Origin of the sequence: Mesorhizobium sp. M0983 (assembly GCF_040318975.1) — a bacterium.
Lineage (GTDB): Bacteria > Pseudomonadota > Alphaproteobacteria > Rhizobiales > Rhizobiaceae > Mesorhizobium.
Genome location: NZ_JAMYNH010000002.1, coordinates 344,747 through 366,145 on the forward strand (window position 1 = coordinate 344,747; position 21,399 = coordinate 366,145).

Annotated in this window: 22 protein-coding genes and 2 pseudogenes; 9 read left to right on the top strand and 15 right to left on the bottom strand. The window is 61.2% G+C overall.

Annotated features, from left to right (window positions below):
- Positions 1–239: 239 nt before the first annotated feature.
- Entirely contained in the window at positions 240–755 is a 516-nt protein-coding gene (locus tag NKH71_RS05325; protein WP_023719281.1) for a hypothetical protein, read from the top strand.
- Positions 756–1,154: 399 nt separating this feature from the next.
- Here the strand turns inward: NKH71_RS05325 and NKH71_RS05330 are convergent, their stop codons facing one another.
- Both NKH71_RS05330 and NKH71_RS05335 read right to left on the bottom strand, forming a co-directional pair.
- Complete coding sequence (locus tag NKH71_RS05330) at positions 1,155–1,343, bottom strand: hypothetical protein (protein ID WP_352482032.1); 189 nt, start codon at positions 1,341–1,343, stop codon at positions 1,155–1,157.
- A gap of 79 nt (positions 1,344–1,422) precedes the next feature.
- Positions 1,423–1,587 carry a hypothetical protein gene (locus tag NKH71_RS05335; RefSeq protein ID WP_023719283.1) on the bottom strand — a complete coding sequence of 55 codons (165 nt, stop codon included), beginning with the start codon at positions 1,585–1,587 and terminating at the stop codon, positions 1,423–1,425.
- Between the two features lie 443 nt (positions 1,588–2,030).
- Here NKH71_RS05335 and NKH71_RS05340 point away from each other — a divergent pair, with 443 nt between their 5' ends.
- From NKH71_RS05340 to NKH71_RS05355, 4 genes are all read left to right on the top strand, one after another.
- Complete coding sequence (locus NKH71_RS05340) at positions 2,031–2,522, top strand: DUF1194 domain-containing protein (RefSeq protein WP_352894616.1); 492 nt, start codon at positions 2,031–2,033, stop codon at positions 2,520–2,522.
- Positions 2,523–2,870: 348 nt separating this feature from the next.
- Positions 2,871–3,977, top strand: a complete 1,107-nt coding sequence (locus NKH71_RS05345; protein ID WP_352894674.1) for an efflux RND transporter periplasmic adaptor subunit — start codon at positions 2,871–2,873, stop codon at positions 3,975–3,977.
- Positions 3,974–7,177, top strand: a complete 3,204-nt coding sequence (locus tag NKH71_RS05350; protein ID WP_352591652.1) for an efflux RND transporter permease subunit — start codon at positions 3,974–3,976, stop codon at positions 7,175–7,177. Before NKH71_RS05345 ends, NKH71_RS05350 begins: the two co-directional genes overlap by 4 nt.
- A gap of 143 nt (positions 7,178–7,320) precedes the next feature.
- Positions 7,321–7,479 carry a hypothetical protein gene (locus NKH71_RS05355; protein ID WP_352482029.1) on the top strand — a complete coding sequence of 53 codons (159 nt, stop codon included), beginning with the start codon at positions 7,321–7,323 and terminating at the stop codon, positions 7,477–7,479.
- 45 nt (positions 7,480–7,524) lie between these two features.
- Here NKH71_RS05355 and NKH71_RS05360 read toward each other — a convergent pair whose 3' ends face one another.
- Together NKH71_RS05360 and NKH71_RS05365 are read right to left on the bottom strand one after the other, a co-directional pair.
- Positions 7,525–7,986, bottom strand: coding sequence for a hypothetical protein (locus NKH71_RS05360; protein ID WP_023719289.1), 462 nt, complete (start codon positions 7,984–7,986; stop codon positions 7,525–7,527).
- A 61-nt stretch (positions 7,987–8,047) separates the two neighbouring features.
- A pseudogene (locus NKH71_RS05365) lies at positions 8,048–8,221 on the bottom strand (recombinase zinc ribbon domain-containing protein); the annotation flags it as partial.
- Positions 8,222–8,300: 79 nt separating this feature from the next.
- On the opposite strand from NKH71_RS05365, the gene NKH71_RS05370 reads away from it, so the two are divergent.
- Positions 8,301–8,768: a DUF995 domain-containing protein gene (locus NKH71_RS05370; RefSeq protein ID WP_156948081.1), complete on the top strand. Its 468-nt coding sequence runs from the start codon at positions 8,301–8,303 to the stop codon at positions 8,766–8,768.
- Between the two features lie 78 nt (positions 8,769–8,846).
- On the opposite strand, the gene NKH71_RS05375 is transcribed toward NKH71_RS05370, so the two are convergent.
- From NKH71_RS05375 to NKH71_RS05390, 5 genes and pseudogenes are all read right to left on the bottom strand, one after another.
- On the bottom strand, positions 8,847–9,140 hold the full coding sequence (locus tag NKH71_RS05375) for a hypothetical protein (RefSeq protein ID WP_352482028.1): 294 nt from the start codon (positions 9,138–9,140) through the stop codon (positions 8,847–8,849).
- Positions 9,137–9,388 (bottom strand): hypothetical protein, encoded by a 252-nt coding sequence (locus tag NKH71_RS05380; protein ID WP_352482027.1) that lies wholly within the window; start codon positions 9,386–9,388, stop codon positions 9,137–9,139. Before NKH71_RS05380 ends, NKH71_RS05375 begins: the two co-directional genes overlap by 4 nt.
- A gap of 49 nt (positions 9,389–9,437) precedes the next feature.
- A complete protein-coding gene (locus tag NKH71_RS05385) occupies positions 9,438–9,623 on the bottom strand; it encodes a hypothetical protein (RefSeq protein WP_023720306.1) in 186 nt (61 codons plus the stop codon).
- Positions 9,624–10,449: 826 nt separating this feature from the next.
- A pseudogene (locus NKH71_RS33395) lies at positions 10,450–10,563 on the bottom strand (transposase); the annotation flags it as partial.
- Between the two features lie 168 nt (positions 10,564–10,731).
- Entirely contained in the window at positions 10,732–12,063 is a 1,332-nt protein-coding gene (locus tag NKH71_RS05390; RefSeq protein ID WP_352787812.1) for a PQQ-dependent sugar dehydrogenase, read from the bottom strand.
- Positions 12,064–12,465: 402 nt separating this feature from the next.
- Here NKH71_RS05390 and NKH71_RS05395 point away from each other — a divergent pair, with 402 nt between their 5' ends.
- A complete protein-coding gene (locus NKH71_RS05395; RefSeq protein WP_023720303.1) occupies positions 12,466–13,425 on the top strand; it encodes a DMT family transporter in 960 nt (319 codons plus the stop codon).
- Between the two features lie 136 nt (positions 13,426–13,561).
- Here NKH71_RS05395 and NKH71_RS05400 read toward each other — a convergent pair whose 3' ends face one another.
- Genes NKH71_RS05400 through NKH71_RS05415 form a run of 4 tightly spaced genes read right to left on the bottom strand, consistent with a single transcriptional unit; the run spans position 13,562 to position 17,928 of the window.
- On the bottom strand, positions 13,562–14,398 hold the full coding sequence (locus NKH71_RS05400) for an N-acyl homoserine lactonase family protein (protein ID WP_023720302.1): 837 nt from the start codon (positions 14,396–14,398) through the stop codon (positions 13,562–13,564).
- Positions 14,399–14,408: 10 nt separating this feature from the next.
- On the bottom strand, positions 14,409–15,404 hold the full coding sequence (locus tag NKH71_RS05405; protein WP_352482025.1) for an ABC transporter permease: 996 nt from the start codon (positions 15,402–15,404) through the stop codon (positions 14,409–14,411).
- Positions 15,405–15,427: 23 nt separating this feature from the next.
- On the bottom strand, positions 15,428–16,930 hold the full coding sequence (locus NKH71_RS05410) for a sugar ABC transporter ATP-binding protein (protein ID WP_352787814.1): 1,503 nt from the start codon (positions 16,928–16,930) through the stop codon (positions 15,428–15,430).
- 56 nt (positions 16,931–16,986) lie between these two features.
- Positions 16,987–17,928 carry a sugar ABC transporter substrate-binding protein gene (locus tag NKH71_RS05415; RefSeq protein WP_023720299.1) on the bottom strand — a complete coding sequence of 314 codons (942 nt, stop codon included), beginning with the start codon at positions 17,926–17,928 and terminating at the stop codon, positions 16,987–16,989.
- A 158-nt stretch (positions 17,929–18,086) separates the two neighbouring features.
- On the opposite strand from NKH71_RS05415, the gene NKH71_RS05420 reads away from it, so the two are divergent.
- A complete protein-coding gene (locus NKH71_RS05420) occupies positions 18,087–19,100 on the top strand; it encodes a LacI family DNA-binding transcriptional regulator (protein ID WP_023720298.1) in 1,014 nt (337 codons plus the stop codon).
- Here NKH71_RS05420 and NKH71_RS05425 read toward each other — a convergent pair.
- Complete coding sequence (locus NKH71_RS05425) at positions 19,043–19,351, bottom strand: ROK family protein (protein WP_352787817.1); 309 nt, start codon at positions 19,349–19,351, stop codon at positions 19,043–19,045. The two genes, NKH71_RS05420 and NKH71_RS05425, sit on opposite strands and share 58 nt — an antisense overlap.
- Before the next feature lie 18 nt (positions 19,352–19,369).
- Complete coding sequence (locus NKH71_RS05430) at positions 19,370–19,723, bottom strand: winged helix-turn-helix transcriptional regulator (protein ID WP_023720297.1); 354 nt, start codon at positions 19,721–19,723, stop codon at positions 19,370–19,372.
- 120 nt (positions 19,724–19,843) lie between these two features.
- Between NKH71_RS05430 and NKH71_RS05435 the strand changes: the two genes are divergently transcribed.
- On the top strand, positions 19,844–21,280 hold the full coding sequence (locus NKH71_RS05435; protein WP_352494764.1) for an MFS transporter: 1,437 nt from the start codon (positions 19,844–19,846) through the stop codon (positions 21,278–21,280).
- The last annotated feature ends 119 nt before the right edge of the window (positions 21,281–21,399 follow it).

The following is a 21,399-nucleotide window of genomic DNA, read 5'->3' on the forward strand; positions in this document are numbered from 1 at the left end:
GAGGCGGCCTTCGAGGTCGAGCGCGAGTTCACGTGCTTCATCGCCGAGACTGATAAGTACCGGTGCTGATGCCGCGACGGTTTTACAATCCCGCCGTAACCCGTTGATATCATACAAGCGACTTTCCGCCTGTTTTACAGGCAAGTCCTTGGAATCGGGTCGAAAGGGCTAGCTTCCCAAGCTGAACGCCTATCTGCCCTCAGTTTGAATTGGAAACTCGATTCTGCTATGAACCGGCAATGACCAAGACCTACTGGAAGACCATTGCAAAGCGCGCCTGGCGGGAAAGTCTCGCATCGGTCAGATGGAACAATTGGGAGCGCATTCTAGTTACTCTGGCTCCGCTTTTCGCTGTGTTTTTTGCCACTTGGTATTTCCTTGGCGATATGTCCGGAGCGCTAGTAAAGCTTGTGGCGGCCGTAGGTATGACAACGGTGCTGGCGGCGATTTTCTTTGTGTCGAAACTTCTTACTGTGCCCGCGAAACTGCAGGCCGAAGTTGAAGAGAGATTGAGCGCGACGACGAAGGCCGTTGATAAGGATGCTGCTCAAAAGGACCTAATCGCCAATCGCGTTGAAATCGTCCGGCAATTTGCCGGACTGTACGTCCTAAGCCACGACGGCATAACTTCTCGTATGATGGCAGGACTAGAGCTTCCTCCTGCCAAGTGGCTAAACACAGAATTGGCTAATGCAGGCCACAACTGGCGAGTTCGCAACATCTCCGGCTCCAATTTTGAGATGGTCGAAGATTGATTGCCGCTAACACTGGCCTCGGTCTTTGATAGACCATGGCCTGGGGGTTCTGGTTTCAACTTTTGTCCATTTTCGTGCGAATTCGGCCTGACGAACAATCGAAACTGTCGTTGATCAGAATGGCCTTTTCACTGGCCTGTCACGCCGGCATTCTAACCGCCCCGCTCTGACACAGCCTAGTGCGGGCTAAACGGACAACCTATCAATGAGGCGAACAATCACTTCGTCGTCTACTTTCTTCTTCCGGGCTCCTAACGGTAATGATTCAAAATGTGTCGCCGCCCGTCTGCGGCCCGCCGTTTCGCCCGAAATCAGGGAACGATATCGGCCCCCATGTATTAGAAATCAATGGACACTATGGAACCCCACGGCCACGGGATGGCGGCCGATATTTTGACGTCAGAAGTTGCCAACGCCAGGCAGCGCATTCACCGGACCGAGCTCGCGCTTCAACGCACTGAAGAAATGCTGGCCGAGAATCTCGCGATGTGCAGAAGAATACAGGCCGCGCAACGGCGCGTGGTAGAGGCGAGATCGCGGCTGACGAAGATCGATCCCTGCAGCGCTGACAGAGTTCGCACGGGTCACGCGGCGGTCCCTCCGGGCTGACTGCCACGACAGGACTGCCTGATCATCTCGACTTGGACCGCAGACCAGAACGCGCTTTCTAGTTGCCTGACTTTTCTGCCGAGCGATAGGCGTTGACGAGCCGCTCGACACGTTCCCGCGTCACGGTCTTCCACTGGTCGGAAGGTTTGTCTTTGCCTTTTGCGGGCAGGTCTGCCGACTGAACCAGGTCCGGAGATTGAGCAGGTCGACTGAGCAGCATCATCGGACGATCTCGTCCCGGCCTTCCGGCCAGCCCTTTGCGAGCGTAAGGTCGGACATCGGAACGAAAGTCGGCTCCGCGAATTCTACTGCGAGATAATTGGAATCGTCGCCCATGAGGCTCGCGACCCTCCACCTTGAAACTGCGAGATACGGCGACGTATTTCGCGCAGCAAGGCTCGCGCAGCTGAGGCGGGAAATGGTGAGGCATATCCAGCGCACAGACGCCTCGGCTCAAAAAGTCGAGCAAGCGCTGGCTAGGTTGGCCGAAGCAAACGCACCCATGGACCGGCTCGCGCGGCATCAGTAGGGCCACGCTCATGTCCGCCTCCGCATCGGCACGATGTTGAGACGGCCGCGCACATAACGGATTTGCTCGAGACCTGATCGACATGGTTGGCACCGATCGTGCATCGCTGCTGCAAGAAGCCAGGATTCTGAAGGCGCATGGAGGTCTTACTTCCTGACCGAGTCCTGGCAGCCGAATGGTATTGGAACATTCGGGGGGGAAGCAGCAAAACGGGCTCTCGCTACCATAAACGTAATTTAGACCCGCCCCTTGGCGGGTTTTTCATTTCCGTCGCCGAGTTGGGTGCGCGCGGTTTCGCGGCTGACGCCGCGTGCAATTGCCGCCGCAGCATCCTCCCGTTTGACCAACCGGATGGACGCGCCGAGATGATGTCCTTCATTCCACGCTTCGCTGGTCGGAGAAAACCCGAACGGGCACGAGGCGTGCTATTCGCTGTGGCGGTGAGCCTGACAACGTCGCTGTCGGCCACGGCGGAGCAGGTTTCCTCGGTGGATCTCGAACTGGTTCTTTGTGTCGATGTATCGTCTTCAACGAGCGAGACGGAACAACGGCTGCAGCGGGAGGGATATGTCAACGCACTGCTCGATGCCGAAGTGTTGCAGTCCATTAGAATCCGGCCGGCGTGGTAATGCCCATATCGGTCTCCTTCGACCAATATGAATCATAGGCCGTCCATCAAAGGAATCCTGAATCCCTTAATTCGCGACTGACTTTTAGCCCGGTGGCGGGGCAGCCACAGGGTGGACATTTCAGCCCACATGGAAAATGATCATGTTGCCATGCACAACACTGCAGTGCTCTGATCTCGACGAGAAGCCTGAGCGTAGAAGCGGATCAACCGACCTCCGGTCCAGCGAGCGAGGACGCAAATGGACACCCCAGAGAATGGGCAATTGCATCGCGACGCGGGCGGGCGACCCCGTCGATCGGCCGGCTGGCTTGCCCGCGCCGCCATCTCGACGGCATTCCTGCTCGGCATGGCTTTCAGCAGCACTGCGTTTGCGCAGGACCAGCAGCTTCCCGCGGTGACGGCGGCCAAGCCGGTGGTCCGTGAAATCGTCGAGGACGACGAGTTCGTCGGGCGCTTCGAAGCCGTCGACCAGGTCGCCATCCGTTCGCGCGTCAGCGGCTATCTGGACAAGGTCAGCTTCCAGGACGGCGCACTGGTCAACAAGGGCGACCTGCTCTTCACCATCGACCAGCGTCCGTACCAGGCGGCTTATGATGCCGCCAAATCGCAAGTGGACGTCGCCAAGAGTCTGCTCGAATTCTCCAAGATGCAGCTGGATCGCGCCGACGAACTCGCCAAGACCGGCAATATCTCAACCGCGACGGTCGACGACCGCCGGCGGGAATACCTTTCGGCGCAGGCGCAGATGCAGGGCGCGACGGCTGCGCTGACGACGGCCAGCCTGAACATGGAATTCACCGAGATCAAGGCGCCCTTGTCCGGCCGCATCGACCGCCGGCTGGTGTCGGTCGGCAACCTCGTGCAGCCGGATTCTACCTTGCTGACGACCATCGTTACGCGCGATCCGATCGACTTCTATTTCGACGTCGATGAGCGCCTGTATTTCAGCTACGCCCGCGACGCGAAGGAGCGTGGCGGCAGCATGCAGGAAGGCGCCGGCGGGCTCGAGGTGGTGGTTCGCGTCGCCGACCGCGCGGAGGCGGTATTCAAAGGCAAGCTCGATTTTGCCGAGAACCGGATCGACAACGCGACCGGCACCATGCGGGTGCGTGCAAGTTTTCCCAACGCCGACGGCATTCTCCAGCCAGGCATGTTTGGGCGCATCAACGTGCCGGGGTCGCTGCCGCATAGCGGCGTGCTGGTGCCCGACAAGGCGATCGGCGCCGATCAGGATCGCCGCATCGTGTTCCTGGTGGATGAGGCCGGGATGGTGTCGGCCAAGCCTGTGCGCACCGGCCCGCTTCTCGACGGCTACCGGGTGATCCGCGCGGGCCTGACCGGCGACGAGACGATCATCGTCAACGGGCTGATGCACGCCAGGCCCGGCACCAAGGTGAAGGTCGAGATGGTGACGTTGCCGCCCAAGGCCGAGACCGCCGAGTTGCAGCAATGAGGTTCGCACATTTCTTCGTCGACCGTCCGATCTTCGCATCGGTCGTTTCGATCGTCCTGCTGATCCTCGGCGGGATTGCTTATACCCAGCTCCCGGTCGCGCAATATCCCGAGATCGCGCCGCCGACCATCGTCGTTCGCGCGCAGTATCCGGGCGCCGACGCCGAGACGGTCGCAGCGACGGTGGCAACGCCGATCGAGCAGGAGATCAACGGCGTCGAGGGCATGCTCTACATGTCGTCCTATTCATCGGGCGACGGGGCGATGGCGCTGACCATCACCTTCAAGCTGGGCACCGATCTCGACCAGGCGCAGGTGCTGGTGCAGAACCGCGTGTCGGTCGCCGAGCCGCGCCTGCCCGAAGAAGTCCGCCGCCTCGGCATCACCACCACCAAGACCTCGCCCGACCTGATGATGGTCGTGCACATGCTGTCGCCCGACAATACCTACGACCAGCTCTACGTCTCGAACTACGCCCGCTCGCGGGTGCGCGACATACTGCTCAGACTCGACGGCGTCGGCGACCTCATCATCTTCGGCGAACGCGAATATTCGCTGCGCATCTGGCTCGATCCGGAAAAACTGTCCGCCCTGGGGATGACCTCGGGCGATGTGGTGCAGGCGCTGCGCGACCAGAACGTCCAGGTGTCGGGTGGCTCGATCGGCGCGCCGCCGACCAGCACCGGCACGGCGTTCCAGTACACGGTCACCACGCAAGGCCGCTTCAACGACGCACGCGACTTCCGATACGTGATCGTCAAATCGACCGACGACGGCCGTCTGATCTCGCTGCAGGACGTGGCGCGCATCGAGCTCGGCGCCAAGGATTACGTCACCAACTCCTATCTCAACGGCAAACCGGCCGTGGCGCTCGCCATCTTCCAGCGGCCGAGCACCAATGCGCTCGCCGCAGCCGCGGAGATCCAGGACAAGATGAAGGAGCTTTCCCGCGACTTCCCGAAGGGGTTGAGCTACGACATCGTCTACAATCCGACCGAGTTCGTCGCCGAGTCGATCCAGGAGGTATACAAGACAATCCTCGAGGCGATGCTGCTGGTCATCATCGTCATCATCGTCTTCCTGCAATCGTGGCGCATGGCGATCGTGCCGATCGTGGCGATCCCCGTGTCGCTGATCGGCACGCTGGCGGTGCTTTACGCCGCCGGCTTCTCGCTCAACATGCTGACGCTGTTCGGCCTCGTTCTGGCGATCGGCATCGTCGTCGACGATGCGATCGTCGTGGTCGAGAACGTCGAGCGCAATATCGCCAGAGGGCTGGCGCCCAATCCGGCGTCGCACCTGACCATGGACGAAGTCGGAACGGCGGTCATCGCGATCTCGCTGGTGCTGATAGCCGTGTTCGTACCGACAGCCTTCATCCCCGGCATTTCTGGGCAGTTCTACCTGCAGTTTGCGATCACCATCGCGGTGTCGACGGCGATCTCGGCATTCAATTCGCTGACGCTTTCGCCGGCGCTGGCGGCACTGCTGTTCAAGCCGCATCACGCTGCGGCGGCGCCGCCGCGCTTTTTCCTGGCGCGGTTCGGACGGGCGCTCGCCGACGGCTTCAATCGCGGCTTCGACAGGGTCGCCCACTGGTATTCGAGCATCATCCGCGTGCTAGTCGGGTCGTGGATAACGATCGCCGCCATGCTGACCGTTTTCGCGGCCCTCATCTACGCCACGGTCTACATGGTGCAGGCGGTGCCGCGCGGTTTCATTCCGTCGCTCGACCAGGGCTATGCGATCGTCGTCGTCCAGTTGCCGGACGGCGCCTCGCTGTCGAGGACCGATGCGGTCATCCAGCAGGCGTCGCAGATCATCCAGAAAACGCCAGGCGTCGACTACGCAGTCGCCTTCGCCGGCTTCTCCGGCGCGACCTTCACCAACGCCAGCAACGCGGGCGTGATCTTCGCCAGGTTCAAGCCGTTTGACGAGCGACTGAAAGCCGGCCAGTCGGCGACCCAGGTCATCGGCAATCTGTTCGGCAGCCTGCAAAGCATCAAGGAAGCCTTCATTATCGCACTGCCGCCGCCGCCGATCCGCGGCGTCGGCAATGCCGGCGGCTTCAAGCTGCAGATCCAGGAGCGCAACAGCGCCGACATGCGGCAGATCCTGGCGCTTGCCAACGAAATCGCCGGCATGGCCAACAAGACGCCGGGGCTGACGGGCGTGTTCACCACGTTCTCCGCGTCGAGCCCGCAATTCTTCCTGGCGATCGATCGCGACAAGGCGCGCATCCTGAACGTGCCGATCCCCAACATCTTCGAGACGCTGTCGATCAATTTGGGCACCGCCTACGTCAACGACTTCAACGCTTTCGGGCGCGTCTACCAGGTGCGGGCGCAGGCCGACCAGGCGTTCCGCCTCGATCGCGCCGACATCTTGAAACTGAAGGTGCGCTCGGCGACCGGCGCGCTGGTTCCGCTCGGCACGTTGATCGAGATCCGCGACGTCACCGGCCCGGCGCTGGTCCAGCGCTACAACATGTACGTCTCGGTGCCGCTGCAGGGCAACGCCGCGCCCGGCGTTTCCACGGGCGACGCGCTGGCATTGATGGAAGGGATCACGGCAAAGACGCTGCCGGCCGGTACCTCCTATGAATGGACCGAGCTCGCCTATCAGGAGCGCAACACCGGCAATGCCGCTGTCTATATCTTCGGACTGTCGGTGCTGTTCGTGTTCCTGGCGCTGGCGGCGCAATATGAAAGCTGGGTGCTGCCGTTCGCCATTGTGCTGGTGGTGCCGCTCGGCGTGCTCGCGGCGTTGCTCGGCGTGTCTTTCCGAGGGCTGGACAACAACATCCTCGTGCAGATCGGCCTCATCGTGCTGATAGGGCTTGCCGCCAAGAACGCGATCCTGATCGTCGAATTCGCGCGCCAGGCGCAGGAACGCGGCCTGTCGGCCGCCGAGGCTGCCGTCGAAGCCTGCCGGCTCAGGCTGCGGCCGATCCTGATGACCGCTTTCTCGTTCATCCTCGGCGTCGTGCCGCTGATGATCGCAACGGGCCCGGGCGCAGAAATGCGCCAGTCGCTGGGCACCGCGGTGTTCTCCGGCATGCTCGGCGTCACCTTCGTCGGCCTGTTCCTGACGCCGGTGTTCTACGTCACGCTCAGGTCGCTGTTTTCACGGCGCAAGCCCCGTGCCGAGGCCGAGCCTTCGGGGCCGGCAGAGGCGCCATCGGAGACGGCCGCCGAGTAGGGTTACGAATTCGCCGCGTCGGGCGCGGCTTATCACTCCAGAAAATCGGCGGCGCGGTAACGGCCAGGATCTGCGCGACAACCGCGACCTCCGGAGTCCTCGCTTGCGATGTCTGCTTTCAGGACGCGGCGAAGCTGATCTCTATGACCGAAATCAGGCGCGAAGCTGCCTTTCAACACCGGACCAAAGCGCTGGATTTTGATTCGTTTAAGATATCTGGCACGACCGAAGAGATTAGACTGCTGACCCCCGAATTTGATTCCCAGCAGACGGCTCTACTCAACCGCAGCAACGAAGCCTGAACTGGTAAATTATAGGGTCTGGGGAAAGGCGGTAGCGCTCTCCCGCTACCATCGCTCCCCCCGAACGGAGACGAGGTGGCCAAGGCCTTGGTCGACCATGTTTGACAGGTATCCATCAATCAGGATCGACGGCTGCTCGCCTGCCTTCGGCGGGTAGACTGTCACGGTCGACACGACGTCGCGGACGATCTTCTTGGCTTCTTCCGAGACGAAGCCATTCTCTCCGATCGCGGCGGCGAGCGCTTCCAGATCGCGGATGTAGCGGGCGACAAGCGCCGGCTTCAGCGTGACGACCTTCGGCGGCTGCGGCAGCACGGCGAGCTCGGCCTCGAGGTGCTGGCGCTCCTCGCGTAGCACTGGCAAGCGCTGCTCGGCTTCGGCTTCCGAAATCATGCCTTTGACATAGGCGTTCAGCACGCGGTCGTATTCGCGCCTGGCGGCGTCGAGCCGCTGGGCGGCCTTTTCGCGAGGCGCCCTGCCCCGAATAGAGCTTTTGATGCTCGTCATTGTAGGCGGCGACATAGTGGTCGATCAGCGCCTTGTCGTTCAACCTGGCGCGCAACCCGTCGATGACCGTCGCTTCGATATGATCGAGCGCATAGGGCCTGACATTGGTGCATGAGCGCGATTCCTTGGCGCGCGTGCACATGATGCGCGTCAGGCGACCCATCCTGTCCTTGACCGACATGCCCGACCCGCAGGCGCCGCAGCGCAGCGGGGTGTGCCAGCGCAAGTGCCTCACGTCGGCGATTTCCTGCCTCGATTCTCCTCTGAGGAAATGCTAAATTAGTCATTGCTTGGGCAAAGAGAGGGAGGTCTTTATGCGTGCATTTGCAATTTTTCTGTTAGGCGGCGCTTTGACTAGTTTTGTGTGTGCGTCCGCATGGGCCGGCAAGCTGCCGAAGGACGCGGTCGAATTAACCGCAGCCGAGGTCAAGGCGATATATTCAGGCAAGACCGGTATTTATGACGTCTCTAGCATTTACTATGCATCTGACGGCACAACCAAAGGAATCTTTGGCAAACCTAAGGTAACGGCAACTTTTAAGGGCACTTGGAGCGTAAGTGGTAATGAGATGTGCGCCAAGAATAAGCCAAAGGGTGATCCAAAAATCTACAGGGACTGCAACAAATTTTGGCGTTCTGGAAAAAGGATATATGACCTTTGGTCTGTCCACTATGATGGATCAAAGCCGGATCTAAAGAGCGGGTATGTTACCACTACCGTTAAGAAGCTTAAGGACGGAGATTTAGTGGCGAAAAAATACGCTGCTGCAGGCGGGGAGTGACAAAAGCGACAGGAACACGCAAGGAAAAAGCCCGCCACCGTGAGGCGGCGGGCTTAGCAGTTCCGTCTGGGTGCCGGTTCAGTGGCGCCCAGCGGGCCCTTCAAGGAACTCCATGAAGTTTTCCACCGCTCTGTCCGCTGGCGTTGACCGGGAGTTGCAAGCACTGAGAATGGCGGCGGCGATTTTCAGCATATCGGTGCGACTTCCAACAATCTTTGACACCACGGCATTTTCTGTGCCGCCGTCATAAGTCGAGCGCTGCAGGACATGCAGCGTCAGCCTGAGATTGTCGCCCATAAATTGGAGTGGGCCGGCACCAGTGACGAACGTGTCAGAGACGCAGAACGGTTCGACGGTCGGGACGGCGCTCATGATGCCGCCTTTCTGGCCTTGGCGTCGGCCATCGCGTTGTCGATACACGCTCCAGCCGCTTCGTTCAGACGTTCGGCGAGGTCGCGGGCGATCATGGCCAGCGCGCTTATTTGGTCCGCCAAAGCGACCCTCTTCCCGTCGCGCTCGAACTCCTGTTCCATGGTCTGGCCATAGAGCACTTCGAGCAAGTGGTGCAGGTTCCCAGTATCGAATTGCAGGTCGTCGAGGTCATCTGAAGGCGCGGTCATGACGCGGCGCCCCCGAGGGTTTCGTAATAGGCGTTCTTAACCTTCCGCGTCATCTGCTCTGCAATGGTGGCAATGAAGAAAAGGCGCTCCCCCTCGCTTGGGTCAGAACGAAATTCCCGTCAGGTACTGTGGAAAAGACCTCCAGCATGGTCAGCAAGACGTCGGCCACGTTGTCCGCGTCACAGATCAGCGGCTCCAGATCGGCGAAGGTCATCTTCTCCTTGGCGGCGCTCATTTTGGGCAGAATCTGAACTTGGAGTTGGCCAGCAGTTCTGTAGCCGAAAGTGGAGTTGCGGCTCCGTGGCTCGGAAGGTCAGAGCCAGACCTTCAAGCGCCCCGCGAGCATCGGCATGAACTATGCCCCGAACCGGACTTATCCCAAAAGTCCGAAATGCCTGCTCTCGAGCCAAATCTGGCGATCCGCTTCCTGGCACAAGTGTGCGGCTGTCGATCCGTTGCGTCATTCGATCCTGTACGCAACGCCGGATCAAAGCGCTCTCCTCTGCAGTTGTTGTTTGGGATCCCGGGCTCGTGCCTTGTTGCCGAAACGGATTCCGGCGTAGGGCGAGGCCCCCGCAAAGCCGACATTGACGTCGCGGCAGGCGTTCGTCGTCTGCGGGTCAGACTTTTCGTTTCGGGAACTGCGCGATTGCGCCAACTTCGGACGTTCAGCTTCCCTACTGCTACGGCAGGTGTAATCCTGGTTAGAAGCCTCAGCGCACCGTTCACGTCGAGAGGTGAGCGCATCAGCCTAGCGACTGGACCCTTGGCTAGGAACTCTCCGTCGTTCACATGTCGAGACCAGAGAAAGACGATGAACTCCGCAGACTAAATCGCAGACTAATTTCTCTCTCTAGTCTGCGATGTCCTTCTAAGTCATTGAAATGTTGGCGCGCCCGGAGAGATTCGAACTCCTGACCCCAGATTCGTAGTTTGCAGCTACGCCGCATGCCGGCGAAAATGGAAGACGCGTCTTCGATAGTGGGTATTGCGATGTAGCGGTCTCCCGCTACCAAATTCAGATATTTGTCCAGCCCGGAGACATGGGTAACAGTTTGTACCTAAGACATGGGTGACAATCTCGTGCCGAACGGATTGCCGATGGTCTGCAACGTCCTCTGTTCCAGGTCGAGATATCCCAGATCATAGTGCATGAAGCTGACGAGCCAAATGCCTCCGGCCAAAAGCCAAAAGTGTTACCCATGTGTCCGGTACAAAATGTCACCTATGTCTCGGGTCGCTCAGCCTGCCATATGCATCGAGATCGTAGCCGAATGCAGTCATATCGGGCGTGGCGCTGTAGCCGAAGGCTGGTGAGGTCGGAATCAGAAAGGCACCTGCGCTCAACGGCCATTCGCCCGGCGGACCCGCCAGATGACGTTACCGACGTCGTCGGCGACGAGCAGTGCGCCAGTCTGATCGATAGCAACGCCGACCGGACGGCCCATCGCCTCGCCATTACGCCCGATGAAGCCAGTGAGCACATCTTTCGGAGGACCGCTCGGTTTGCCGCCATGGAACGGCACGAAGATCACCTTGTAGCCGCTGTGCACGCTTCTATTCCACGAGCCGTGCTGGCCGACGAAGGCGCCGTTGCCGTAGGTCGGACCGAGCCGGGCGCCTTTGGAGAAGGTCAGTCCCAGCGAGGCGGTATGAGAGCCCAGGGCGTAATCGGGCTTGACCGCCGTCGCCACGAGATCGGGGCGCTGCGGCTTAGCGCGTTCGTCGACGTTCTGTCCGTAGTAGCTGTAGGGCCAGCCGTAGAAAGCGCCGTCACGAACCGAGGTCATGTAATCCGGCACGAGATCGTCGCCGATCTCGTCACGCTCGTTCACGGCGACCCAAAGCTCGCCAGTTTCAGGATTCCAGGAGAGCCCGTTCGGGTTGCGCAGGCCCGAGGCGAAGACCCGCGTGCGGCGGGTCGACCGATCCACTTCAAGGACAGCGGCGCGGTTCTTCTCCGCGGCTATGCCGTTTTCTCCAACGTTGCTGTTGGAACCAACGGTGACATAGAGCTTGCGTCCATCCGGACTTGCGATCACGTCCTTGGTCCAATGATGGTTGAGGTCCCCGGCCGGCAAGTCGATGATCTTTTCCGGCGACGTGCTGACTCGGGTCTGGCCATTGGAGTAGGGGAAAGCGACGAGCGCGTCGGTGTTCGCGACAAAGAGCTTGCCTTTGGACAGCGTCATGCCGAAGGGCGAATTGAGGCCTTCCGCGAACGTCGTGCCCACATCCGCAATGCCGTCGCCATCGGTGTCGCGCAGCAGCGTGATGCGATTGGCGCTTTTGGTCGCGGCGCCAGCCCGCTTCATAGCCAGGTCCATGAAGACCTTTCTAAGACTGAAGCCTTCGTCATGCTTGGCAGGGGCATTGGTTTCAGCAACCAGAACGTCGCCGTTCGGAAGCACATGCAGCCAGCGCGGATGGTCGAGGCCGGTGGCGAAGGCGTTCACTGTCAGCCCCTTCGCCGGGATCGGCATACCTCCTTTCTGCCAGCCTTTCGCCTCGGCGATGTTAACAGTCGGGATCAGCGTCGGTCTTGGTTTCGGTAAAGTGGGGTTGGGGCCATAGCCGGTTATTGCCCCGGTTTTTTGCGCCGGGATGCCGGCGCAGCTTGCCATGACGGCGCCCAACACCGCTACGAGTACGCTCCCTCGGAAGCCGGCATGCATCGGACGTCCTCCGCATGGATATGTGTCGCGCTCTTTGTGCAAACGGAAGTCAGTGGCTTATTCTTCCAATTGCTTCGAAAAAAACAGCGGCGCTCGTGATCCGAGGGCCAGGAATTCGCGACAGATCTGCTCTCGGCAGAAATATGGCGCTAGAAGATTGTGGCAACCGCGCGAATATCTGTCGCGCAATATGAATCTCAGATTCGTATCGCGCGAAATCGATACGGCTTGCGCTTTTCGGTATCGAGTTGCTCATGGGCCAACATGCGTTCGAATGGAACGAGACCGTGAACGGCGGGACCCACAATGACCCACCGATTGCACCAGCCGGTGAAACAGCTGTTGTTGCTGCTTAGCAAAACGCTGCAAATCTGCTAAAGTCTGCGATGGGAGGAGACGGATATCCAATCACTGCCGATAGCACAGCCAAATGTAGCTAAGGCGACACCCGGCGCATCACTTCCGCTCGCCTATTCCCTCGCGACGCTCTGCTGGCTCCTGTCCGCCGGCGTCTATATTGCCGCCAAGTGGGTTGCCCCCGAGATGCCGCCTTGGGCCCTCTGCTTCTGGCGGCTGACGCTCGCCTGCGCGATCCTGCTGCCTATCGTCCATCGTCATCACGGGGCGATGCTCGTGCTGATCCAATCCCGGGTGATCGAGGTGCTGGTCATCGGCGCCATCGGGCTGACCTTGTGTCAGGGCATGATCTACACGGGCCTCAACTACACCAACGCGACAACCGCCGGCATCATCATGGCGCTGTCGCCGATCATGACCATGGTGCTTGCCCGCTTCGTGCTTGGCGAGCCCCTCGGTGTCTGGAAAGCGCTTGGAGCGCTGGTCGCTCTGGCTGGGATGGTGGTGATCGTGGCGCGCGGCGACCTTGCCGCGCTGATGCAGCTACGGTTCAATCCCGGCGAGTTGTGGATCGTCGGCAGCGCGCTTTGCTGGGGCCTCTACACCGTGCTGCTGCGTCGCGCGAAATTCGGCATTGAGCTTCTGCCGATGGTGGTCCTGCTGCTGGGAGCCGGCGCGCTGGCCGCACTGCCTCTCTATCTCTGGGAACTGTTTTCCGGGGATCGTTCGGCGCTGCATGCGAACGGCCTTCTGGCCCTCGCCTATGTTGCCGGCCCGGGCGGCGCTCTGATGTACTATCTCTACAACCGCAGCGTCGAGACGCTTGGCGCCGGGCGCGCCAGCATGCTGCTCTATCTGCAGACCGCCTTCGTCGCCGTGCTCGCTTATCTGTTCCTTGGCGAAAGCTTGCACGACTACGATCTCGCCGGCGCCGCCTTCATCGTCGCCGGCCTGCTGCTCGCCACCGCGATCAAGCCGAGGCAGCGCACGGTGCGTGTAGCTTAGCGAACCTCAGCACCGTCGCTTCGGCCAGCAATTCGTAAGTCTTTGACAGTCCTTTCGGCCGGAGCGGCCCATGAGAGCTGCGTCACCGGTCGAGGTCCGTACGAAGAGGCTGCCGCGAAGGCCGCCTTCGATTTTCCTATCCGGCCCTGACGATCCGGAACCCTTCGACTTCCGCAATGACCGGCAGACCCTTCCATCGCTCTATGTCGTGCAGGACGATCAGTTGCCCAAGATCGCCGCCGATCGCGGTGTTGATGCGGTCGATGGTCTTCAGCTGCTCCCAAACACTGCCGACGGCATTGTTCAGCGGCGCATAGACGCCGTCGTGCTTGTGTCCGGTGATTTGGCGCTTCGAATAGACACAGTCGCCGGAGACGACCAGTTTGCCCCGCGCGGACTGGACGATGACGAATTGCTGTCCGATCGTGTGGCCGCTTCCCAGCCGTACATGGATGCCCGGCAGCACATCGTCCTTGTCGCCATCGATCAGCGAAACGCGGTGTTCGACCGATGCATCAAGGGCGGCGCGCAACGTGTCGGGATCGATGATGGCGGTGAGATAACCGAACCGCGGCGGCAATGCGATCGCCTCATACCAGGACAGCAATTCGCTTTTCTGGATATAGAGATTTGCATTCGGGAACTCGGCGATCGATCCCATGTGATCGAAATGCGCATGGGTCACAAAAATGTCGGTGATCGCGCCGGCTGCAATGCCAAGCTCGGCCAGCATGCGAACCGGCGAAATCCAGTGGGGAATGTCGAACTTCAGCGAGAAGGCTGTGCTCGTTTCCTGAATGAAGCCGGTGTCGACCAGCACGTTGCGGTCGCCATGGCGTAGCAGGACAAAGGAGAAGGGCAGATCGACCTTGCCATCGTCATACATGCCTGCGACGAGATCCACCCAGGGCTGCTGCTTCGATCGGGCGAATTCGACGACGTAAACCTCCCAATGCGTGTTTTCGCTTGTCATGCTTTCTCCTTCAGCGTTCCGCCAGCGAGCGGCCCAGGCTCGCCATGCCCACGGCAATGATCAGGATGGCGCCCTGCAACACATATTGCGAGAAGGTCGGGGCGCCGAAAATGTTGAGGCCGTTGAAGCCGAAGGCGATGATGAGAGCGCCGACCAATGTGCCGAGCACATGGAATTCCCCGTCACGCAGCGTCGCCGAACCAAGGAACACAGCCGCGAATGCGGTGAGCAAGTAGGAGTCCGCGGCGCTGGCCGTGCCGCTGCCGAGACGCGAGGCAAGCAGTATTCCGGTCAGCGCCGCGCACATTCCCGAAATGACGAAACCGAGGATCTTGATACGATCGACATTCACGCCGGCAAGGCGGGCAGCCACCGCATTGCCGCCCACGGCCTGGATCTCCTGGCCGAGCGGCGTTCGCTCGACCAGCACCCAAAGCCCGCCGAGAACGAGGATCATGACGATGATGTTGTTGGGAATGCCGAACAGCCAGCGGCCAAGGGAAAGCTGGAGAAATGCCTCCGGCACGCCCGCCACAATGGGAACGCCGGCGGAATAGGCGAAGGCCAGGCCTGTAAGGATCGTTCCGACGCCCAGCGTCGCAATGACGGAATTGACCTTGATCTTGGTGACGATGAAGCCGTTGACCAGACCGATCACCGCGCCCAGCGCGATGACGATGACCACCGCAAGCGGGATTGGCAGCTTGTCGTGGACGACGAAGCCGGTGATCAGAATGCCGTGCAGGCTGGCGGCAAAGCCTATGGAGAGATCGAGTTCGCCAACGACAACGGCCAGTGTCAGCCCGCCGGCAATGATCATGGCCAGCGAAGCCTGGTTCAGCACATTGGTGAAATTGCCCACGGTTGGAAAGGCGGCGGGCGACAGGATCGAAAACGTGACGATCATCGCCAGAAGCCCAATGATCGTCCCATAGCGGGCAAAGATACCGAGCGCCGCCTTGGTTCCGGGCGACAGACGCCGGGCGCTTATCGCAACATCGCTCATCAGGGATGGTCCTCCATCAGTGCTTAGGGTTCGACATAGCTTGCCTCGACGATTGCCTTCCGCGACATGGCTAGGCCGGTCAGCTCGCGAACGATGCGGCCTTCCGCCATCACCAGAACGCGATCGCACAGCTCAGGCAACTCGTCCGGTTCCGACGAAATCACCAGAACCGCCATTCCTGCCTCGGCTTGCTGGCGGATCAGTCGGTGGATCTCGGTGCGCGCTCCGATATCGACGCCTCGCGTCGGCTCGTCGAGGATCAGCACCTTCGGTATGCGTTGGAGCCAGCGGCCGATCGCCACCTTCTGCTGATTGCCGCCGCTGAGACGGCCGACCGGCGTGCTCGCGTTCCGCGCCTTTATCGACAGGGCGCGGATCATCTCGCCGGCCATAGACGTGCGGGCGCGGCGGTTCATCAGCGGCAGGTAGCGACCGAAAGCGACCCTGTCGAGATTGGCGATGCTCAGATTGAAGGCGATACTCTTGGACAGGAAGAGCGCTTCCGCCCGGCGCTCCTCCGGGACCAGCCCAAGCCCCACCTGGACGGCCGCCGCGGGGGAAGCGGGCGTATAGGGCCGGCCCATCAGCGCCATCTCGCCGCTGTCCGGCCGGTCCGCCCCGAAAAGCAGCCGCGCGAGCTCCGTTCGTCCGGCGCCGACAAGGCCGCCGATGCCCAACACTTCGCCGGCGTGAAGCTCAAGGCTGACGCCGCGGACTTTCGGCACCCGCGTCAGGTTCTTCGCTTCCAGCACGACACCGCCGCGTGCCCTTGCGGTGGCCGTCCTTTGAGTGTCGCGAATTGCACCGCCGACGATCGCCTCGACCAGCGCGGGGCGGTGGAGCGCGTCTCCGGCGAGTTCGGCGACGGAGCGGCCATCGCGGAAGACCGACACGCGCGTGCACAGGTTCAGGATCTCGTCCAGCCGGTGCGAGATGTAGAGCACCGACACCCCTGACGCGGAAAGATCGCGGACAATCGCAAACAGCCGTTCCGCTTCACCTGCGGCAAGCGATGCGGTCGGTTCGTCCATGACGATCAGGCGCGCCTTGCGCACCAGGGCGCGGCAAATGTTGATCAGCCATATCTCGGCCGTCGAAAGTCCCTTCACGCTGGCGTTGAGCGGCGCCGATATGCCGACGCGACCGGCGATCGGCGCAACGTCACGCGCGATTGCACGCCAATCGGTCAGCCCGAAGCGCGTTTTCTTCGGGACGCCCAGCATGATGTTCTGCAGCACGGTCATGCCCGGCACGAACGCAAGCTCCTGATGGATGAAGCTCATGCCGAGTTCGGTCGCCCGCTGCGGCGTGCCAATCTCCTGGCGGCGGCCGTCGAGCTCGATACGACCGGCGTCGGGGTGGTTCAGTCCGGCGAGGATGCGGATGAAGGTCGACTTGCCTGCACCGTTGGCGCCGACAAGGCCATGGATTTCACCCGGCGCAATATCGAGCGATACGCCCTTCAGCGCTTGGGTGCCGCCGAAGGCCTTTGCGATATCGCGTGCGACCAGCAATGGGACCGTCATTTCAGCGCCGCCCGGCTGCGGCGCACCTCTTGTGAACGCCGCCGCCAAACCAAGTCCTACTTTATGGCTTCCGGATGGTCCTTGAGGAAGGCGTCGACGGTTTCCTTGGTCACCAGCACCGCCGGAACCTCGGCTGCCTTGGCTTGCCATGCGCCGCCTGCGTCCTTGATGTCCTTCAACATCTTGACCATGTTGTAGCCCTCGGTGAAGCTGTCCTGCCAGGCCGTGGCGGTCATGAAGCCATTCTTGATGTTCTCCAGCGCCTGGGCATTGCCGTTGATGCCGTAGACGAGAACGTCGTCGCGCCCCTGGGCGCGCAACGAGCCGATAGCGCCAATCGCCGGGTCGTCCCAGCATCCCCAGATCGCCAGGTTTTCCTTGCCGGCCGGATGCGACGCCAGCCACGCATTGGCGTACTGGGCGCCGTCCTCGAAATAGCCGGGAATACGCACCTCGTTCTTGGTGACGGTGATCTCGGGGTGTTTGGCGACGATCTCGTCCATGACGACTTCGCGGTTCCGGCAGACTTCGCCGGTCCGGTAGGTGAGCGCCAGTATCGAGCCCTTGCCGTCCATCTTCTTGACCATCAGATCCACGACCGGAATCGCCATCGGGCCGCCCGAGCCGTTGGTTGCGGCAACGGTCGAGCCGAGCCCGCCGCCCCAGGTCACCACAGGTATTCCAGCGTCGCCTGCGGCGGCCAGACCGGCGCCGATCGACGAATAGGGAAACACCATGTCGATGATCGCATCCGCCTTGAGCTGCGCGAAATTCTGGATCGCCGCGTTCGCCTGGTCGGCGCTGCCGGCGGCATCCACGACGTTGGTCTTCCAGCCAAGCTCGTCGGCGGCCTTCGTCGCGCCCTGGATGTAGCGGACATTGTTGGCCTCGGTGGCGCTTATCGACACAACGCCAAGAAGCGGCTTGTCCTGCGCGGCAGCGCTGGCCGTCGCCAGCGAGAGCGCTCCTGCGGCAATAATGCAAGCTAGATTTTTCATGGTGTTCCTCCCTTCGCCTAGTCTGCCGTCAGAGCCCCTTGATAGCAAACCGTTTCGCTAACGTCCTGCAAAACGCAGTCCAATGCAAGCATGAATCCGCTGGACACAGGGATAAATCTGAACCAAAGTTCAGCGAAACGATTAGCTATCGGGGCAAAATGGCCACCATCAAAGACGTCGCCAGAACGGCAGGCGTATCGACTGCGACGGTTTCGGCCGTCATGAACGATACGGCCTTTGTCAGTCCCGAGCTGAGGGCTCGCGTCGTCACCGCCATTCGCGAGCTGCGCTATGAACCGTCGCTGGCCGCCCGCAATCTGCGTCGCAACCGCAGCCAGCTGATCGCCCTTGCGGTGGCCGATCTCTCGAACCCGTTTTACGCACGCATCGTCTGGTCGGCCGAGGCAGCGGTCGCGGCATGGGGTTATTCACTCGTTCTCTTCAACAGCGATGAAAAGCCCGACACCGAACGGCGCATCCTGTCGCGGATTCGCACCCTCGGTTGCGACGGAATGGTTCTGGTTCCGGTGGGCGCCGCAAATCAATATCAGCCGCATGAGTTCGAAGGCATCGCGACCGTTCTTCTAGGTCGACCGATCGAAGGCAACAGCGCCGATACGGTGAGCATAGACAATCGGGCAGCCGGCAGGCAGGCGGTCGACTACCTGCTCGATCTTGGGCATCGCCGCATAGGTTCGGTCACCGGGCCGATGCAACTGTCGACCAGCAAGGGCAGGCTTGACGGCATGATCGACGCGATGGCCGCGCGGGGATTAACTCCGCAGCCTGGCCATGTCAGGTCCGGCGAATTTCGCGAGGAGGCCGCCTATTCGGTGGCCCGCGACATGATGGGTTCGCCCGACCGTCCCACGGCGATCTATGTCGCGAACGGCGTCATGGCGATCGGCGTGATGCGCGCCATTGCCGATCTCGGCTTGCGCTGTCCGCAAGACGTCTCGGTCGCCTCTACCGACACCGTCGCAGGCGCCGGAGGCCTGAAGCCGCGACTGACGAGAACGGAACATCCCATTGCCGACATGACTAACGAAGCGCTGCGCCTGCTCGTCGACCGCATCGAGGAAAGAGTGTCGGAGCCCGTGCGCAACATCGTTTTTCAGCCGGCACTGATCGTTGGCGAGAGCTGCGCGCCGCTGCGTAAGGATATCGGGTGACGGACCCGCAATGGTGCGGAACAACGAGCCTCAGAGCACCGCTGAAGCGAAGCCGGATCATCGAAGCCGGCCGTGCTGAACAATGGCCCGCCGACGCCCAGATCGACCTTGAGGAGCACGAAGTCGTCTTGGCCGACGGCCGCACCCCACATCAACTCCGCAATGGCCGAGCAGTTGCTCTCATTTTCGGCGAAGATCGGCTGTTCGAGGGTCGGCCCAAACAAGGTCGGAACGATACTCGCGCACAGCACACCGCCGCACCTAAGGCGCTACGCCTTGACCAGCGACATTGGTCGATCCCGTGTCAGTCGATCCGAATGCTTGAGACCCCAGTGCGCAAGCGGAGCAAGAGCGTCGTCCAGCTCCAGACCTAGGTCAGTCAACGAGTATGCGACGCGAGGCGGAACCTCCCCAAAATCGTGTCGGTCAAGGAGTCCGTCCGCCACCATCTCTCGCAAATGCTGGATGAGCATCTTCTCGCTCATGTCGGGAATAAGGCGACGCAACTCGCCAAACCGCCGCGGCTGCTTCCGGCAAAGCCAGAGGATCGTGCCTTTCCACTTGCCGCTGATCACAAGGAATGCCGGCCCCAGGCCGCAGGCTTCAGGTAAGTTCGTTGCCATCACATCGCTCCGATAGGGTACCTACAAAATAGTAGGTACTTGCCAAACCGGCGGTAAGTCAATCACCTTGCGCCTCCCTCGTGGCGTTATCGCGCCGCAGGCAAGCAAAAGGACTTTCCCATGGATATCCCATCCAAGAATTTTTCCGCCGCACCCGATCCACGACGCTGGATTGCATTGGCGGTACTTTGCGTAGCCTTCTTTATGGTTTGCCTTGACGGACAGATCGTCCTCCTCGCCTTACCCTCGATCGAGGCACAACTCGGTTTCACCCCATCCGCGGTGCAGTGGGTGATGAGCGCCTACATGCTGGCTCTGGGCGGGCTTCTTCTTCTCGGGGGTCGAGTATCGGATCTGTTGGGTCGGCGGCGCCTGTTTATGGCGAGCACAGCTGCTTTCCTTGTCGCCTCGCTGGCGTGCGGGCTTTCCGGCAATCCAGGATTTCTCATCGGTGCCCGGGTTGTTCAAGGAATTGCCGCTGCCGTATTGACCCCCAGCGCCCTATCGATCCTCATGACCACCTTCGAGGGAAATGAACGGAATCGAGCCCTGGGGCTATGGTCCGCGATGGGAGCCGGCGGGGCCACCGCCGCGCTGCTGGTGGGTGGACCGCTTGCCGATTGGCTCGGTTGGCGCTGGGTGTTCTTCATTAATGTCCCCATCTGCGCCATGATCCTGGGGCTCAGCCCGTTCACGCTGCGCGAGAGCCGTGCTATCGGCAGCCGCGGTGGCTTCGATCTCGGCGGCGCCGTGACGATTACCGCGGCGCTCGTGGCATTCGTACTGGCGATCACCGAGGTTCCCAGCGTTGGCTGGGCCCATCCGCAAACCCTGGGCCTGTTGGGTGCAACGCTCGGACTGCTCGGCGCATTCGTGTTGATCGAAAGGCGGGTGAATAACCCGCTTGTTCCCCTTGCCATCTTTCGGTCTCGCTCATTTGTCGGCGGGAACCTGACCATGCTCTTCGCCGGGGCGCTCGTATTCGGCATGGCACTTTTGGTGTCGCTTTATGCCCAGAAGGTCCTGGGTTACTCGCCGCTTGTCGTTGGCCTTGGCACGATGATCTATGCAATCCTGTCGATCGTCTCCTCAACACTGACGGGTAAATGGATCGGCCGGGCCGGGGCGCGTGCGATTGCCGTGATCGCCATGCTCTTGATGGGCGCTGGGTGCGCACTCTTCACCTTCATTGTTCCCGAAGGCACCTACCTCGCGCATCTGCTTCCGGGCTTGATCGCCTTCGGGCCTGGTATCGGAATGGCTGCCGTTGCCGGTTCCGTTGCAGCTCTCTCGAAGGTCAAGGAAGCCGACGCAGGCCTCGCGTCCGGGATAAACAGCGCGATGTTCCAGATTGGCGCTGCTCTGGGGGTAGCTATCACCGCCACCGTCGCTGTCTCGATGACGGGGACGTCGGATACCCCCGCAGCACTGACCGCAGGGTATGCGGCGGGCTTTTGGGCCTGTGTGATCATCGCCGCCACCGGTGCAACGCTTGCGCTGCTCCTTCTTTCGCGGGACAGAACGCCGGCCCCTGCGCCGGTGCACGTCGGGGTATGAGGAATTGGGGAGCCGCCGTCGCGGCTCCCCTACCAGATGCGCAAACGCGAGGCGGCACAGCCTGCGACGGGCCATATGGGTTGCATCATACAAGTCAATATGTAGGCTGTGCCGATGCT

Coding starts and splice junctions, on each gene's coding strand:
- NKH71_RS05350 (WP_352591652.1), top strand. CDS start 3,974: ATGAGGTTCGCACATTTCTTCGTCGACCGTCCGATCTTCGCATCGGTC.
- NKH71_RS05420 (WP_023720298.1), top strand. CDS start 18,087: ATGGCCACCATCAAAGACGTCGCCAGAACGGCAGGCGTATCGACTGCG.
- NKH71_RS05345 (WP_352894674.1), top strand. CDS start 2,871: ATGGCTTTCAGCAGCACTGCGTTTGCGCAGGACCAGCAGCTTCCCGCG.
- NKH71_RS05375 (WP_352482028.1), bottom strand. CDS start 9,140: ATGAGCGCCGTCCCGACCGTCGAACCGTTCTGCGTCTCTGACACGTTC.
- NKH71_RS05405 (WP_352482025.1), bottom strand. CDS start 15,404: ATGAGCGATGTTGCGATAAGCGCCCGGCGTCTGTCGCCCGGAACCAAG.
- NKH71_RS05390 (WP_352787812.1), bottom strand. CDS start 12,063: ATGCATGCCGGCTTCCGAGGGAGCGTACTCGTAGCGGTGTTGGGCGCC.
- NKH71_RS05400 (WP_023720302.1), bottom strand. CDS start 14,398: ATGACAAGCGAAAACACGCATTGGGAGGTTTACGTCGTCGAATTCGCC.
- NKH71_RS05370 (WP_156948081.1), top strand. CDS start 8,301: ATGCGTGCATTTGCAATTTTTCTGTTAGGCGGCGCTTTGACTAGTTTT.
- NKH71_RS05415 (WP_023720299.1), bottom strand. CDS start 17,928: ATGAAAAATCTAGCTTGCATTATTGCCGCAGGAGCGCTCTCGCTGGCG.
- NKH71_RS05385 (WP_023720306.1), bottom strand. CDS start 9,623: ATGAGCGCCGCCAAGGAGAAGATGACCTTCGCCGATCTGGAGCCGCTG.
- NKH71_RS05430 (WP_023720297.1), bottom strand. CDS start 19,723: ATGGCAACGAACTTACCTGAAGCCTGCGGCCTGGGGCCGGCATTCCTT.
- NKH71_RS05360 (WP_023719289.1), bottom strand. CDS start 7,986: ATGACGAGCATCAAAAGCTCTATTCGGGGCAGGGCGCCTCGCGAAAAG.
- NKH71_RS05335 (WP_023719283.1), bottom strand. CDS start 1,587: ATGATGCTGCTCAGTCGACCTGCTCAATCTCCGGACCTGGTTCAGTCG.
- NKH71_RS05380 (WP_352482027.1), bottom strand. CDS start 9,388: ATGACCGCGCCTTCAGATGACCTCGACGACCTGCAATTCGATACTGGG.
- NKH71_RS05325 (WP_023719281.1), top strand. CDS start 240: ATGACCAAGACCTACTGGAAGACCATTGCAAAGCGCGCCTGGCGGGAA.
- NKH71_RS05340 (WP_352894616.1), top strand. CDS start 2,031: ATGGAGGTCTTACTTCCTGACCGAGTCCTGGCAGCCGAATGGTATTGG.
- NKH71_RS05410 (WP_352787814.1), bottom strand. CDS start 16,930: ATGACGGTCCCATTGCTGGTCGCACGCGATATCGCAAAGGCCTTCGGC.
- NKH71_RS05355 (WP_352482029.1), top strand. CDS start 7,321: ATGACCGAAATCAGGCGCGAAGCTGCCTTTCAACACCGGACCAAAGCG.
- NKH71_RS05435 (WP_352494764.1), top strand. CDS start 19,844: ATGGATATCCCATCCAAGAATTTTTCCGCCGCACCCGATCCACGACGC.